The following is a 13,814-nucleotide window of genomic DNA, read 5'->3' as shown; positions in this document are numbered from 1 at the left end:
TGATCAGGCGGGCGTGGGAATGACGCCGGGGGGGCGAGTGGCGGCGACCGGCGTCTCCGTCGGCTGGTCGTCAGGCTGCTCCGGCCCATGCCGGATCGCGGCGAGGATCAGCCGCACCTCGATCACCGCCAGCACGCCGTAGATCAGCGTGAACCCCGTGATCGTCGTCCACAACGCGGCGCGCGACAGCGAACTGGTCGCCAGGAACGTCGGCAGCACACCTTCGATCGCCCAAGGCTGACGGCCGAGTTCGGCGACCACCCAGCCAAGCTCGATCGCCACCCACGGCAACGGCAGCGCCGCGACCGCCAGCATCAGGAACCGGCGTGACGTCGTATGCTTGCGCAGCGTGCACAGGACGAACGCGGTCGCGAACAGCGCGATCATCGCAAAGCCGATGAACGCCATGATCCCGAAGCTCCAGAACAACAGCCCGACATCGGGCACCGTATCCCACGCCGCCGCCTCGATCTGCTGCGGCGTCGCGGCACGCGGATCGGCGATGTGCCGCTTGAGCAGCAGCGCATAACCGAGATCGCTGCGATGCGCCTCGAACCGCGCCCGCTGTGCGATGTCGGTCGGCGCGACCTTCAGATGCTGGACCGCATCATAGGCTATGACACCCGACTCGATCCGTTCCTGCGCCTTCAGCACCAGTTCGGACATGCCGGTGACGGTGCCGTCCAGGCTGCGCGTCGCGATCAGCCCGAGCACCCACGGGATCTCGACCTTGTAGCGCGTGCTGTGCGTCAGCGTGTCGGGCAGGCCGAACAGCGTCAGCCCCGACGGCCCCGGCTCGGTGTGCCAGACCGCCTCGATCGCGGCGAGCTTCATCTTCTGGTTGTCGGTCAGCGCATAGCCGCTCTCGTCGCCCAGCACGACCACCGACAGCGATGCTGCCAGCCCGAACGCCGCCGCGACCGTCATCGATCGCCGCGCGACCGGTACGAAGCGCCCCTTGAGCAGCCAGAACGCCGACACGCCCAGCACCACTACCGATGCGCAGACATAGCCGGCGCTGACGGTGTGGACGAACTTGGCCTGCGCGACCGGATTGAACAGCACCGCGCCGAAATCGGTCACCTCCATCCGCATCGTCTCGGGATTGAAGGCGGCACCCACCGGGTTCTGCATCCAGCCATTGGCGACCAGGATCCAAAGAGCGGACAGATTGGTGCCCAGCGCGACCATGCAGGTGACGAGCAGATGCCCCAGCTTCGACAGCCGGTCCCAGCCGAAGAACATCAGCCCGACCATCGTCGCTTCGAGGAAGAACGCCATCAGCCCCTCGATCGCGAGCGGCGCGCCGAAGATGTCGCCGACATAATGCGAGAAATACGACCAGTTGGTGCCGAACTGGAACTCCATCGTCAGCCCGGTGGCGACGCCCAGCACGAAGTTGATCCCGAAGATCTTGCCCCAGAACCGCGTCGTGGTCCGCCAGATCCGGCGGTTGGTCATCACATAGACCGCTTCCATGATGACCAGCATCGTCGACAGTCCGAGCGTCAGCGGCACGAAGAGGAAATGATACAAAGCGGTCAACGCGAATTGCAGCCGCGACAGGTCGACGACCCCCGGATCCATGGCGATTCTCCTTGGGACGGTGCCACCCCAAGCCCCGTCATCCCCCGTCGCTAGGGGCGTGCGGCGCGACCGACATTGACCGCGGTCAAAGACGCTCCGGGCATGCCGTCCGACGGACGCGGCCATGACGACGATGGTACAGGACAAGATCCACGCGCGCGCACGCACCCGCTGGCTGCGTACGGCAGCGGGTCGCGAGCGCGGCGCGGCGGGATTGCTGCTGCTCGATACGGCGGCGGCGATCGGCTTTGCGGGTGCGCTGGCCGGCGGCGTGGTGGCGGTGCCGCACGGCGTCGCGGCGGTCGTGCCCTGGGCGCTGCTCGCCATCACAGCCGGTGCGGCACGCGGGTGCCTGGCGATGGCGGCGATCCAGGTCGGCGCACGCGATGCCGCCGCGGCGAAGCACCGCCAGCGCGGCCTCGTCGTCGCCGCGGCGCTTCACCGTGCGCCCGACAGGCCGATCGGCGACGGCGGCTTCGCGCATCTCGCGGTCGATGCGGTGGAGGCGCTCGACGGCCATGTCGCGCGCTTCCTCCCCGCGCGTCGGGCGAGTTCGATCGCGCCCTTTATCGTGCTTCTCGCCACCGCCTGCGCAAGCTGGGTCGCGACCGCGATCCTGGCGCTGACGTTGATCCCCTTCATCGCCGCGATGGCGCTTGCGGGCGGTGCAGCGGCGGATGAGTCACGCCGCCAGTTCGCCGCGCTCGCACGCCTTTCGGGACGGTTCGCCGACCGGATCCGCGCGCTGCCGGTGGTGCTCGCCTTCCGCGCCGAGGACCGCGAGGCGGTCGCGATCGGCACCGCCGCGGACGATCTCGCACGGCGGACGATCCGCGTGCTGCGCGTCGCGTTCCTGTCGTCGGCTTCGCTGGAGTTCTTCGCCGCGCTGTCGGTCGCGCTGGTCGCGGTCTATTGCGGGTTCGCGCTGCTCGGGCTGTTGCCGTTCACCGCGCCCGAGACGCTGACGCTGGGCCAGGCGTTCTTCGTGCTGGCACTGGCCCCCGAATTCTACGCGCCGATGCGCCGCCTCGCTGCCGCCTATCACGACAAGCAGGCAGCAGAGACCGCCGCGGATGCGCTGATGGCGATGCCGGAACCGGTTTCTCGCGCGCTCGCTGGACCGACCAGCGGCACGCTGACCCTGCGCGACGTATCGATCCGCTATCCAGGGTCCGATCACCCGGCGGTATCCGGCCTGTCGTTGACGATCGTACCGGGCGAGACGGTCGCGCTGCTCGGCCCGTCGGGCAGCGGCAAGACCAGCGTGCTGCACCTCCTGCTGGGGCTGGCGCCGCTCACCGCGGGCAGCATCACGCTGGACGGCGAACCGCTCGACACGCTGGCGGGCCGCGCGAGCTGGGCGGGCCAGCATCCCCTGCTGATCCCCGGCACCATCCGCGAAAATCTGCTGCTCGCGCACCCGACCGCGACCGAGGCGGCGCTGCACGCAGCAATCGAGGCAGCGGGGCTTGGCCCGATGCTCGCGCACCGTGCGCGCGGGCTCGATGCGGGGCTCGATGCGGGGCTCGACACACCACTTGACGCGCGAGGCGGCGGGCTTTCGGGCGGCGAGCGGCGGCGGCTGTCGCTCGCCCGCGCTCTGCTGAAGCCCGCGCCGTTCCTGCTGCTCGACGAGCCGACCGCGCATCTCGACGCCGATGCCGAAGCCGCGCTGATCGCCACCATCGCGCGTGCGATGACGGGCCGCACGACGCTGATCGCCACGCACAGCGCCGCGCTCGCCGCGATCGCAACGCGCACGGTTCACTTGGGAGAAACCGCATGACGCTGTCGGATCTCCTCGCTCGCGAACGCCGTGCCGAACGCCGCCGTCTCCGTCAGGCCGCGACGTGCGCCGCGCTGGTCGCCGCCGCCTCGATCCTGCTGCTCGGCCTGTCGGGCTGGTTCATCACCGCCGCGGCGATCGCGGGCGCGGGCGGCATCGCGGTGGCGCAGGCGTTCAATTTCATGCTGCCGTCCGCGGGCATCCGGTTGCTCGCGATCGTCCGGACCGGCGCGCGCTACGGCGAGCGACTGGCGGGGCATGCCGCCGCGTTCGGTGCGCTCGCCCGCCTGCGCCCCGCGTTGTTCCGCGCGATCGCCGCTGCCCCACCGGACCGCGCGCTGGCACTTGGTCGCGGCGAGGCGACCGCGCGACTGATCGGCGACGTCGACGCGATCGAGCTACGCTTCGTCCGCCTGTCCGGACCATGGGGCGTCGGCGCAGCGATCGTGTCGGGTACCGCGTTGATCCTGCTCGCCGGCTGGGCGGCGGCACTCGCGACGCTAGCCTGCCTCGGCGGTGCGCTGTCGCTCGGCCTCCTGCTCGCGCACCGGCTGGAGGCGCAGGGCCGCCGCGTCCAGCGCGCGACCGGGCTGCTGCGCGAGGAGGTGGCGATGCTGGCCGAGGCCGCGGCCGAACTTCGCTGCTACGGGCTGGAGGATCGGGCGGCGGCCCGGATCGACGCTGCGGGCGACGTCCTCGCCGCGGCGCACATCGCGCAGGCCGGCGTGGCGGGTCGGATCGAGCTGCTCCACGCGGCGACGATCGGCCTGGCCTCCGCGCTTGCGTTGACCTTGGCGACCGCCGCCGGTGCCGGCGCGCCGATCGCCGCGCTCGCGGCGCTGGCGGCGGCGATGACGATCGACGCGGCGGCGCCGGTGCTTCGCGCGCTTGCCGAACGCGGCCGACTGCGCGAGGCCGAGACCCGGCTGGAGGATATCTTCGCGGCGGCAGCGCCCCTGCCCGTCGCGCTTTCGCAAACGCCCGCCTCAACGCTGACGTTCGATGGCGCCACCATATCGCCCGGCGACCGAATGGCGCTGACCGGTGTATCGGGGATCGGCAAGACGACGCTGGTCGAGATGCTGCTCGGCCTGCGCCCGATCGCGCGCGGACGCGCGATGCTGGACGGCATCGACATCGCCGATCTCGCCCCGGCGACGCTGCGCGCGACGTTCGCCTGGGCACCGCAGGATGCCACGCTGATCGCCGGCACGATCCGCGACAACCTCATGCTCGCCGATCCTGCTGCCGACGATGCGCGGCTATGGAGCGCGCTGGCCGATGCCGCGCTCGACGATGTGGTCCGCGCGTTGCCGCAAGGCCTCAACACCTGGCTCGACGACGATGGCGCGCGGCTCTCGGGTGGCGAGCGGCGGCGATTGTCGCTCGCCCGCGCCTATGTCGCGCACGCGCCGTGGCTGCTGCTCGACGAGCCCGGCGAAGGCCTCGATGCGGCGACGCTGGCGCGGGTGGTCGCGCGGCTCGACGCGCGGATCGCCCGGACCGGACAGGGCCTGATCCTCGTCAGCCACCGCCCCGCCCTCCTCGCGCTCTGCACCCGGCGATTGGCGATCCGCCAGGCCGACGCTCCCTAGCCGACCAGTCGCTCCAGCGCCGCGCGATCGAGCAGCGTGACGCCGCGCAGGCCCGACAGCGCGATCAGCCCCTCATCGCGGAAAGCGGTCATGTGCCGGCTCACCGTTTCGATCGCGAGCCCCAGCGCCTCGGCGATCTCGCCACGCGACAGCGGCAGCATCACCACGCCGCCATCCTGCACGCCCGCGCGCCGTGCCATGTCGAGCAGGAACGCCGCCAGCCGGACATCGGCCCGCGCATGGGCCAGCATCGGCAGCGCGCGCCGTGCCGCCGCCAGCGTCGCCAGCGTCCGTCGCAGCAACAGCCTTTCCGCCCCCCGATACTGCGCCAGCGTCCGCTCCAGCGCCTCGCGCGGATAAACGCACAGCTCCGCCTCGGCGAGCACCGCGATCGTGTCGGCGCCGTGCCGCACGAACAGCTCACCGACGAAATCGCCGGGAAACAGCAGCCCGACGATCTGGGTGCGCCCGTCCGGCTCCTCGCGCACGACCTTCAGCACCCCCGACACCAGATTGGCGCATACCTCCGCGGCATCGCCCGCCCAGCTCACCACCTGACCCGCGGGCAACATGCGCCGCCGCCCGATCGCGTTGAGCGCGGAGAGTTCGCCGTCCGCCAGCCCTGCGCACAGCGACAGATCGCGCGCCGCGCACGCCGCGCACCGCGCCGGGATCGCGGTTGCGGGCTCAGACGGCATTGCTGAACCGGCCGGTATCTCCCGTGCGATACGCGTCGAGCGTCGCCGCGATCGCCCGCGCATACGGCACCGCCCCCGCGGCCAGTTCCAGCCGGGTATCCTGACGGCGCAGCAACCCGCGCGCCGCGAAGGCACCCAGCCGCGCATCGACCGCCGCCAGATCGGGCACCTCGGACAGGTTCGCGCCGCCGCTGCACAGGATCGCCTCGATCGCGTCGCCGCGAACCCGGTCCTCGTCGGTCCGCCGGAGCCCGCGCGCGATCGCGAACCTCCCCTGCCCGATGGCCGCATGCCAGCGCCCGGCGTTCTTCTCGTTCTGCAGCAGCCGGTCTGGGAACTGGCTGATCGCGCTCGCGCCCAGCCCGATCAGCACCTCCGCCCGATCCTCGGTGAAGCCCTGGAAATTGCGACGCAGCGTGCCGGCCGCCGCGGCCCGTGCGAGCGCATCCCCCGGCACCGCGAAATGATCGAACCCGATCGCCCGATAGCCGGCGCCCGTCAGCCGGGCATGCGCCTGCGCCGCCTGCACGAACCGGGCTTCCGCATCGGGCAAGGCACGCGCGTCGATCCGTCGCTGGCGCGGGATCATCTGCGGCACGTGCGCATAGCCGAACACCGCCAGCCGCTCCGGCGCCATCGCCACCGCGGTGTCGAGCGTCGCCGCCAGCGCCGCCTCGTCCTGCCCGGGCAACCCGTACATCAGGTCGAAATTGATCGAATCCACGCCCGCATGCCGCAGGAGGTCGACGGCGCGGCGGATGTCCGCGGTCGGCTGGACGCGCCCGATCCTCGCCTGCAATCCCGCGTCGAACGTCTGCACGCCAAGGCTCGCCCGAGTCACGCCCGTCGCCGCGATCGCGTGCGCCCAGTCGGCATCGAAGCCGCGCGGATCGAGTTCGACCGACGATGTCGCGTCGTCGCAGGCAAAGGCTTTGCGGATACGACGGGCGAGCGTCACGAACGCGTCCGGCGAGACCGCGTTGGGGCTGCCTCCGCCAAATGCGATCCGTCCGATCCTCCCGCGTCCGCCAAGCCGCGCGGCGAGCAGGTCGATCTCCTCATGCAACCGCGCCAGATACGCGTCGAGCCGCGCGCCGCGGTTGGCCGCCCCGGTGTTGCACCCGCAATACCAGCAGATCGCGTGGCAATACGGGATGTGCACGTACAACGACACGCGTGCGTCCGCCGCAACCCCGTCCACCGCCTCCGCCATGTCGGCATGGCCGACGTCGTCGCCGAACTCGGCCGCGGTCGGATAGCTCGTATAGCGCGGTACGGCGCGCGCGAGCAGCTCTGGGTGATAGCGCCACATGCCGACCGCGATGCGCGCGCGCGATCACGCTGCCTTTGACCGCGATCAATCCGCGCCTTGTTCGCCGTCAAGGGCGCGGTCGCCGTGCGCGCCTATTCGGTGTCCCACCACGACGAGGACGATTGATATGACGAGCATCACGCAGCGTGCAGCCACAGTGCTGGCCATGGCGGCAGGCACATTCGCGCTCCCCGCGATGGCGCAGGCGCAGGCCGCGCCCGTTGAAGCGGCGCCGCGTGTCGGCATCCGTGCCGGCGACGTGCTGTTGCGCGTCCGTGCGATCGTCGTGGCGCCCAACGAGAAATCCGGCAGCATCCTTCCCGCCTTCCCCGGCGAGAAGGTCAAGGTGAACGACAGCGGCATGCCCGAGATCGACGCGACCTACATGGCGACCGATCACATCGGCTTCGAGCTGATCGCCTCGACCACCAAGCACAAGGCGAGCGGGACGAGCGGCACGACCGGGAGCATCGGCAAGCTCGCCAGCACCTGGGTATTGCCGCCGACGCTGACCGCGCAATATCACTTCGCGCCAACCGGCCACATCCGGCCCTATGTCGGCGCGGGGCTCAACTACACGGTGTTCTGGAACGAGAAGGCGTCGCACGGCCTTCAGGCCGCAGTCGGTTCCACGCGGGTCCGGATGAAGGACAGCTTCGGCTGGGCGGCGCAGGCCGGCGTCGATATCGATATCACGCCGAAGGTCTTCCTCAACCTCGACGTCAAATACATCGATATCGACACGACCGTCCGCCTCGATACCACTGCCGCGGGCACGCAGCGCGTGAAGCTCGGCCTCGATCCGCTGGTCTTCGGAGTCGGCCTGGGCATCCGACTATAGGTCGGAGGCGCGACGATATCCTGCGTTACTTTACCGGCAGATACCCATATCGAGAGGACATTTCCATCAATCCGCGGCGTTGGTCGGGTGCCAGAAGGCGTCATGGAGAGGATGGAAATGGCCGTTAAATTTGCAGGAACGATGAACGCGATCAATCGCGGGCTCGATGCGACCAAGCCGGACAAGGGTGCCGACATGATCGAGGATTGGGAGGCCGCGCTCGCCGAGCTCGACACGCCGGGCGCAAAGGGTATCCTTCGCGATCTCGGATCGTTGCGCAAGCAGCTCGAGAAGGACACGCCCGACGCCGACCGCGTCCACGCGCTGCTCCACCGCCTCGGCACCGCGACGACCAAGATCGCCGGCAAGGCCGACAAGTCGCAGGACAAGCTGAAGGCACTCGGCGAAGCGCTGACCGAAGCCGGTGAGGATGCACCGGACGAGGAAGAGGACGTCGCCGCCGCCGCGGCGCCCAAGCGCGCCCGCAAGAAGGCCTGAACGAAAAACGGGCCGGCGATCGCATGATCGCCGGCCCGTTTTTTTGGTTACGTCGCGAAAGGCTCAGGCGGTAACCGCCTCGGCCTTCGGATTGACCTTCGACGTCGCCATCGCGGTCAGCTTGTCGTCGGTCGCATATTCCTCGTCGAGCGTTTCCTTCAAGATCGCCGCGATCTCGCTGCGACCAAGCTGGTTCGCCCACGCGATCAGCGTGCCGTAGCGCGTGATCTCGTAATGCTCGACCGCCTGCGCCGACGCGATCAGCGCCGCGTCGAGGACCGCCTTGTCGGCGATCTCGCCTGCGACTTCGTTCGCTTCCTTGATGATCCCGTCGATCGCCGGGCAGGTCACCGCCTTGGCCTTCTCGCCCAACAGTTCGAAGATCCGCTCGAGCCGAACGATCTGTCCCTCGGTCTCGCGGAGGTGCGTTTCGAACCCGGCCTTCAGACCCGGCGCGGTCGCCTTGTCGGTCATCTTCGGCAGTGCCTTGGTGATCTGGTGCTCGGCATAATACACGTCCTGCAACTGGTGCAGGAACAGGTCTTCGAACGTCGCGATGTCCTTGGAAAACAGGCCCATGATCATATCCTCGCATAGCTGATGCACGCGAAGCGAACTGCTCCGGTGGTGGCGCAACGTCCTACCCTGGGGTAAGTTTCGTCGGGCCGGCCACCACCGGAGCGAAGCCGGTTATGCGCTCAGCTTGGCCGCGGTCTCGGCGATCCGCTTGCCCTGGTAGCGCGCACCGTCGAGTTCGTCCTTGCTCGGCTGGCGGCTGCCGTCGCCGTCCGACAAGGTCGACGCGCCGTACGGGGTGCCGCCCTTGACCGCATCGACGCCCATCTGCGCCTGAAAGCCATAGTCGAGCCCGACGATCGTCATGCCGTGGTGCAGCAGATTGGTGATGATCGAGAACAACGTCGTTTCCTGGCCGCCATGCTGGCTCGCGGTCGAGGTGAACGCACCGCCGACCTTGCCGACCAGCGCGCCCGAGAACCACTGGCCGCCGGTCGTATCCCAGAACTGCGCCATCTGCGCGGGCATCCGGCCGAAGCGGGTCGGCGCACCGACGATGATCGCGTCATACTGTTCGAGCGCGGCGGGGCCTTCGATCTCGGCGTGCGCGGTGTCGGTCTTGAAGTGCGCCGCCTCGATCACCGCCTGCGGTGCGGTTTCTGCGACGCGACGGATGTCGACCTCGGCTCCACCGGCGCGCGCGCCCTCGGCGACGGCATCCGCCATCTGCTCGATATGGCCGTAGGACGAGTAATAAAGCACGAGAACCTTGGTCATATGTGTTTCCTTCTTAAGGCTCCCCCTCCCGCGAGCGGGAGGGGGCTGGGGGGGTGGGCACCCGGCTTCGGCAAGCACGCCGGATCGAAGTGCGTATCTTCAACGATGGTCACGGCGGAGGTGAGCGCGAGCCCACCCCCTGCCCCCTCCCGCCAGCGGGAGGGGAAAAGAAGCTTACTCCGAGTCTACCAGAACGATCTCGGCGTCCTCTTGAGCCGTGATCGTCACCGTCTGGCCGCCCGTCAGCGCCGCTCCGTCGCGTGCGGCAAAGGCGTCGTCGCCGATCGTGATCGCACCGGTCGCCGGCACCAGATACACGTGGCGTCCCTCGCCGACCGCATAGTCGACGCTGTCGCCAGCCTTGAGCGTCGCCGCCAGCACGCGGGCATTCGCCCGGATCGGCAACGCGTCGCCGTCACCCTCGAACCCGCTCGCCAGCGTCACGAACTGCCCCGAACGCTCGCCCTTCGGAAACGGCTTGGCACCCCAGCTCGGCGCGCCACCTTTCCGCGAAGGCTCGATCCAGATCTGGAAGATCGTCGTCGTCTCCGGCTCGAGATTATACTCGGCATGCCGCACGCCGGTCCCCGCGCTCATCACCTGCACGTCACCGGCCTCGGTGCGGCCCTTGTTGCCGAGCGAATCCTCATGCGTGATCGCGCCGCTGCGGACATAGGTGATGATCTCCATGTCGCTATGCGCATGCGGCGGAAAGCCCGAGTTCGCGGCGATCTGGTCGTCGTTCCACACGCGGATCGCGCCCCAGCCCATGCGGGCCGGATCGTAATAGTTCGCAAACGAGAAATGATGCCGCGCATTCAGCCAGCCGTGATCGGCATGGCCGAGGCTCTCGAAGGGGCGGCGTTCGACTTTGGAAAGGGTCGTGGTCGTCATGATATGTCTCCACTGGTTGAACCCAAGATAAGCGCTGCGATCATGACGTAAATAGAAACGCTGGAAACCGATCGTTTCGGTGGCTAACGTGAGCTCTAGATAAAGAACCCATAGAGTGCACCTCCCCGGCGAAGGCCGGGGCCCAGTTGGGGAACGTCGATAACGAAGCGCAGTCCTTCGTTACGACCACCTTTCCAACTGGGCCCCGGCCTCCGCCGGGGAGGTAAATCCAGTACGGCTCTAGTATCGGAGACCCCCACATGCGCCTGCCCGATCTCGAAGCCTGGGCGATCTTCGCCAGCGTCGTCGAGCACCGCTCGTTCAGCGCCGCCGCCGACGCGGTCGGGCTCAGCAAGGCGACCGTGTCGAAGGCGATCACCCGCCTCGAAGCGCATCTCGGCCAGTCGCTCTTCCATCGCACCTCGCGCCGCCTCGCGCTCACCGAAGCCGGCAAGCCGCTCGCCGAGCACGCCGCGCGCATCCTCGCCGAAGCCCGCGCCGCCGAGGAATCCGCACACGACGCCGCCAGCGCGCATACCGGCCGCGTCCGCCTCGCCGCCCCGATGAGCTTCGGCGTCACCAATGTCGCCCCGATCCTCGCCGAGTTCCTCGTCGCGCACCCGGGTATAGAGGTCGATTTCCACCTCTCCGACGCGCGCGTCGACATCGTCGCGGAAGGGTTCGACGTTGCGCTGCGGATCGCCGAGCTCCCCGACAGCTCGCTCCGTGCCCGCCGCCTGTGCAGCATCCAGGCGCACACCGTCGCCGCACCGAGTTACCTCGCGAAGCACGGCACCCCGACGCACCCGGCACAGCTCGGCGAGCACCAATTGGTCGGCTATTCGAACGTCGTCGGCCCGTGGCGCTTCCACGGCCCCGGCGGCGCCGACGTCTCGGTCCGCCTGCAAGGCCAGCTCACCGCCAACAGCGGCGAGGCGATCGTCCCCGCGCTGATCGCCGGCCTCGGCATCGCGCGCCTGCCCGACTTCATCGTCGACCGGCATATCGCGTCCGGCGAGCTCGTCGTCATCCTGGAGGACTGGGCGCCCGCGAAGATCGGACTCCACCTCCTGACCCCGCCAAGCCCCCTCCGCCCGGCGCGCGTCGAGGCCCTGATAGACTTCCTCGCCGCACGCCTCCGCGATCCGAACGCAGGGCAAGCCTGACGCGACGACCTTGCGCAAAACCGGGACGGATGCCATGTAAGAGGCTGGATAGGCGCTCGAGTTTGCAACCCAGCGCGATCCCAACGACACCCGATACCGGGATGAGGACTTTGAGCAGCGGCCGCGCTCAGTCGGTAGTTCGTGTATCGATTCCGTGATTTCCGCGTGGCTGACCCGATAATCCGGTTATGGATTCTCGTCGTCTTCGGCCTGTGTCGGGACAGCGGACCATGCCGAAACGAATAGGCATGACCATGCGGTTTGACGCTAACGACACGATCTCTCCAGTATCCAAGACCGGCGTGACCCGGCGCAATCTACTCGGCTCGGCGATCGTCGCCGGCGGTGCAGCCGCGCTGCCGATCGCACACGCCGACGCCGCGACTACCGAGCGGACGGTCGACGTCCTGCTGATCGGCGGCGGCATCATGAGCGCGACGCTCGCCGTCCTGCTGCGCGAACTCGAGCCGACCTGGACGATCGAAATGGTCGAACGCCTCGACAAGGTCGCCGATGAAAGCTCCAATGGCTGGAACAACGCCGGTACCGGCCACTCCGCGCTGTGCGAACTCAACTACACGCCGGTCAACAAGGCCGACGGCAAGGTAGAGATCGCCAAGGCGGTCGAGATCAACGAGCAGTTCCAGGTCACGCGCCAGTTCCTGAGCCACCAGGTCGATATCGGCATCCTCGCCAACCCGCGCTCGTTCATCAATTCGACGCCGCACATGAATCTGGTGTGGGGCGATGCCAACGTCGCCTTCCTGCAAAAGCGCCACGCCGCGCTCCAGGCGAGCCCGCTCTTCTCCGGCATGGAATTCACCACCGACCCGAAGCAGATCTCGCAGTGGGTGCCGGTGATGATGGAAGGGCGCGCGCCCGGCACCAAGCTCGCCGCGACGCGCTCGCCGCTCGGCACCGACTGCGACTGGGGCGAGGTCACGCGCCAGTACATCGCCTCGCTCGCCAAGCAGGACAATTTCACGCTGACCACGGGCCACGAGGTCCGCTCGCTCGAACGCGAAACGATCGGCGGCAAGAAGGCGCGCTGGCGCGTCACCGCACGCGACATGAAGACCGACGAGAAGCAGGTCATCAAGGCACGCTTCGTGTTCGCGGGCGCAGGCGGCGGCGCGCTGCCGATCCTCCAGAAGTCCGGCATTCCCGAGGCCGACGATTATGCCGGCTTCCCGGTCGGCGGCTCGTTCCTGGTCGCGGACAAGCCTGAAATCACGCACCGCCATCTCGCCAAGGTCTACGGCAAGGCAGCCGTCGGCTCGCCGCCGATGTCCGTGCCGCATCTCGACACGCGCTTCCTCGACGGCAAGCAGGCGCTGTTGTTCGGCCCCTTCGCGACCTTCTCGACCAAGTTCCTCAAGGAAGGCTCGTATTTCGATCTTCCGGCGTCGGTCACGCTCGACAATTTCCGGCCGATGCTGGCGGTCGGCTGGGACGATTTCGACCTCGTCGAATATCTCGCAGGCCAGCTCATCATGTCGGACAGCGACCGGATGGATGCCCTGCGCGAGTATTTCCCGGGTGCGAAGGACGGCGACTGGCGCCTGTGGCAGGCGGGCCAGCGCGTCCAGATCATCAAGCGCGATCCCGAAAAGGGCGGCGTGCTGCGCCTCGGCACCGAGATCGTCGCGTCGAAGGACGGCTCGATCGCCGCGCTGCTCGGTGCCTCGCCGGGTGCCTCGACCGCGCCGTCGATCATGCTCAACCTGCTGAAGAAGGTGTTCCCGAACCATCTGGCGACCGCCGGCTGGCAGGCGAAGATCCGCGAGATCGTGCCGACCTACGGCGTGATGCTCAACGAGACCCCCGACGTCCTCGCCGAGCATTGGGCCTCGACCGCCGACACGCTGCAACTCGCGGTCCCCTCGCCCACGGTCGGCGTCGCAGCCAGCCCACGCCCCGCGGCCATGCGCGTAAAGCCAGACCGCAGCCCCGACCTCGCGCTGTAAGCCAGGCCAGACGTCGCTTCACGATCCTCCCCCGCCAGGGGGAGGTGTCGCCGAAGGTGACGGAGGGGGAGGACACGGAGCCGAGGTCGTCGCCAACCTCCCCCTCCGTCTGGCAAGCGCCAGCCACCTCCCCCTGGCGGGGGAGGATCAGCGCCCGTTACTTCCGGAACGTAGCTT

Annotated in this window: 12 protein-coding genes; 6 read left to right on the top strand and 6 right to left on the bottom strand. The window is 68.7% G+C overall.

Annotated features, from left to right (window positions below):
• Positions 1–3: 3 nt before the first annotated feature.
• On the bottom strand, positions 4–1,587 hold the full coding sequence (locus C8J45_RS01005; RefSeq protein ID WP_107961540.1) for a cytochrome ubiquinol oxidase subunit I: 1,584 nt from the start codon (positions 1,585–1,587) through the stop codon (positions 4–6).
• Positions 1,588–1,711: 124 nt separating this feature from the next.
• On the opposite strand from C8J45_RS01005, the gene cydD reads away from it, so the two are divergent.
• Both cydD and C8J45_RS00995 read left to right on the top strand, forming a co-directional pair.
• Complete coding sequence (gene cydD / locus C8J45_RS01000; protein ID WP_107961539.1) at positions 1,712–3,373, top strand: thiol reductant ABC exporter subunit CydD; 1,662 nt, start codon at positions 1,712–1,714, stop codon at positions 3,371–3,373.
• Positions 3,370–4,968 carry an ATP-binding cassette domain-containing protein gene (locus C8J45_RS00995; RefSeq protein WP_107961538.1) on the top strand — a complete coding sequence of 533 codons (1,599 nt, stop codon included), beginning with the start codon at positions 3,370–3,372 and terminating at the stop codon, positions 4,966–4,968. The genes cydD and C8J45_RS00995 overlap by 4 nt, the downstream gene beginning before the upstream one ends.
• Here the strand turns inward: C8J45_RS00995 and C8J45_RS00990 are convergent.
• Positions 4,965–5,666 carry a Crp/Fnr family transcriptional regulator gene (locus C8J45_RS00990; protein ID WP_107961537.1) on the bottom strand — a complete coding sequence of 234 codons (702 nt, stop codon included), beginning with the start codon at positions 5,664–5,666 and terminating at the stop codon, positions 4,965–4,967. The two genes, C8J45_RS00995 and C8J45_RS00990, sit on opposite strands and share 4 nt — an antisense overlap.
• Complete coding sequence (hemN, locus tag C8J45_RS00985; protein ID WP_107961536.1) at positions 5,656–6,978, bottom strand: oxygen-independent coproporphyrinogen III oxidase; 1,323 nt, start codon at positions 6,976–6,978, stop codon at positions 5,656–5,658. Before hemN ends, C8J45_RS00990 begins: the two co-directional genes overlap by 11 nt.
• A gap of 166 nt (positions 6,979–7,144) precedes the next feature.
• Between hemN and C8J45_RS00980 the strand changes: the two genes are divergently transcribed.
• Both C8J45_RS00980 and C8J45_RS00975 read left to right on the top strand, forming a co-directional pair.
• Positions 7,145–7,819: an OmpW family outer membrane protein gene (locus C8J45_RS00980; protein WP_107962164.1), complete on the top strand. Its 675-nt coding sequence runs from the start codon at positions 7,145–7,147 to the stop codon at positions 7,817–7,819.
• Between the two features lie 117 nt (positions 7,820–7,936).
• Entirely contained in the window at positions 7,937–8,317 is a 381-nt protein-coding gene (locus C8J45_RS00975; protein ID WP_181321054.1) for a hypothetical protein, read from the top strand.
• A 63-nt stretch (positions 8,318–8,380) separates the two neighbouring features.
• Here the strand turns inward: C8J45_RS00975 and C8J45_RS00970 are convergent, their stop codons facing one another.
• The 3 genes from C8J45_RS00970 to C8J45_RS00960 form a co-directional block, all read right to left on the bottom strand.
• Positions 8,381–8,896, bottom strand: a complete 516-nt coding sequence (locus tag C8J45_RS00970; protein ID WP_056489424.1) for a ferritin-like domain-containing protein — start codon at positions 8,894–8,896, stop codon at positions 8,381–8,383.
• 111 nt (positions 8,897–9,007) lie between these two features.
• A complete protein-coding gene (gene wrbA, locus C8J45_RS00965) occupies positions 9,008–9,610 on the bottom strand; it encodes an NAD(P)H:quinone oxidoreductase (protein ID WP_107961534.1) in 603 nt (200 codons plus the stop codon).
• A gap of 174 nt (positions 9,611–9,784) precedes the next feature.
• Positions 9,785–10,504: a pirin family protein gene (locus tag C8J45_RS00960; protein WP_107961533.1), complete on the bottom strand. Its 720-nt coding sequence runs from the start codon at positions 10,502–10,504 to the stop codon at positions 9,785–9,787.
• Positions 10,505–10,764: 260 nt separating this feature from the next.
• Here C8J45_RS00960 and C8J45_RS00955 point away from each other — a divergent pair, with 260 nt between their 5' ends.
• Positions 10,765–11,670 (top strand): LysR family transcriptional regulator, encoded by a 906-nt coding sequence (locus C8J45_RS00955; protein ID WP_107961532.1) that lies wholly within the window; start codon positions 10,765–10,767, stop codon positions 11,668–11,670.
• Between the two features lie 248 nt (positions 11,671–11,918).
• Positions 11,919–13,637, top strand: a complete 1,719-nt coding sequence (gene mqo, locus C8J45_RS00950) for a malate dehydrogenase (quinone) (RefSeq protein WP_107961531.1) — start codon at positions 11,919–11,921, stop codon at positions 13,635–13,637.
• Positions 13,638–13,814 lie beyond the last annotated feature (177 nt).

It is taken from the genome of Sphingomonas sp. PP-CE-3G-477 (assembly GCF_003050745.1).
In the GTDB taxonomy this organism is placed as follows: Bacteria; Pseudomonadota; Alphaproteobacteria; order Sphingomonadales; family Sphingomonadaceae; genus Sphingomonas.
This window is presented reverse-complemented; position numbering and strand designations above follow the sequence as displayed.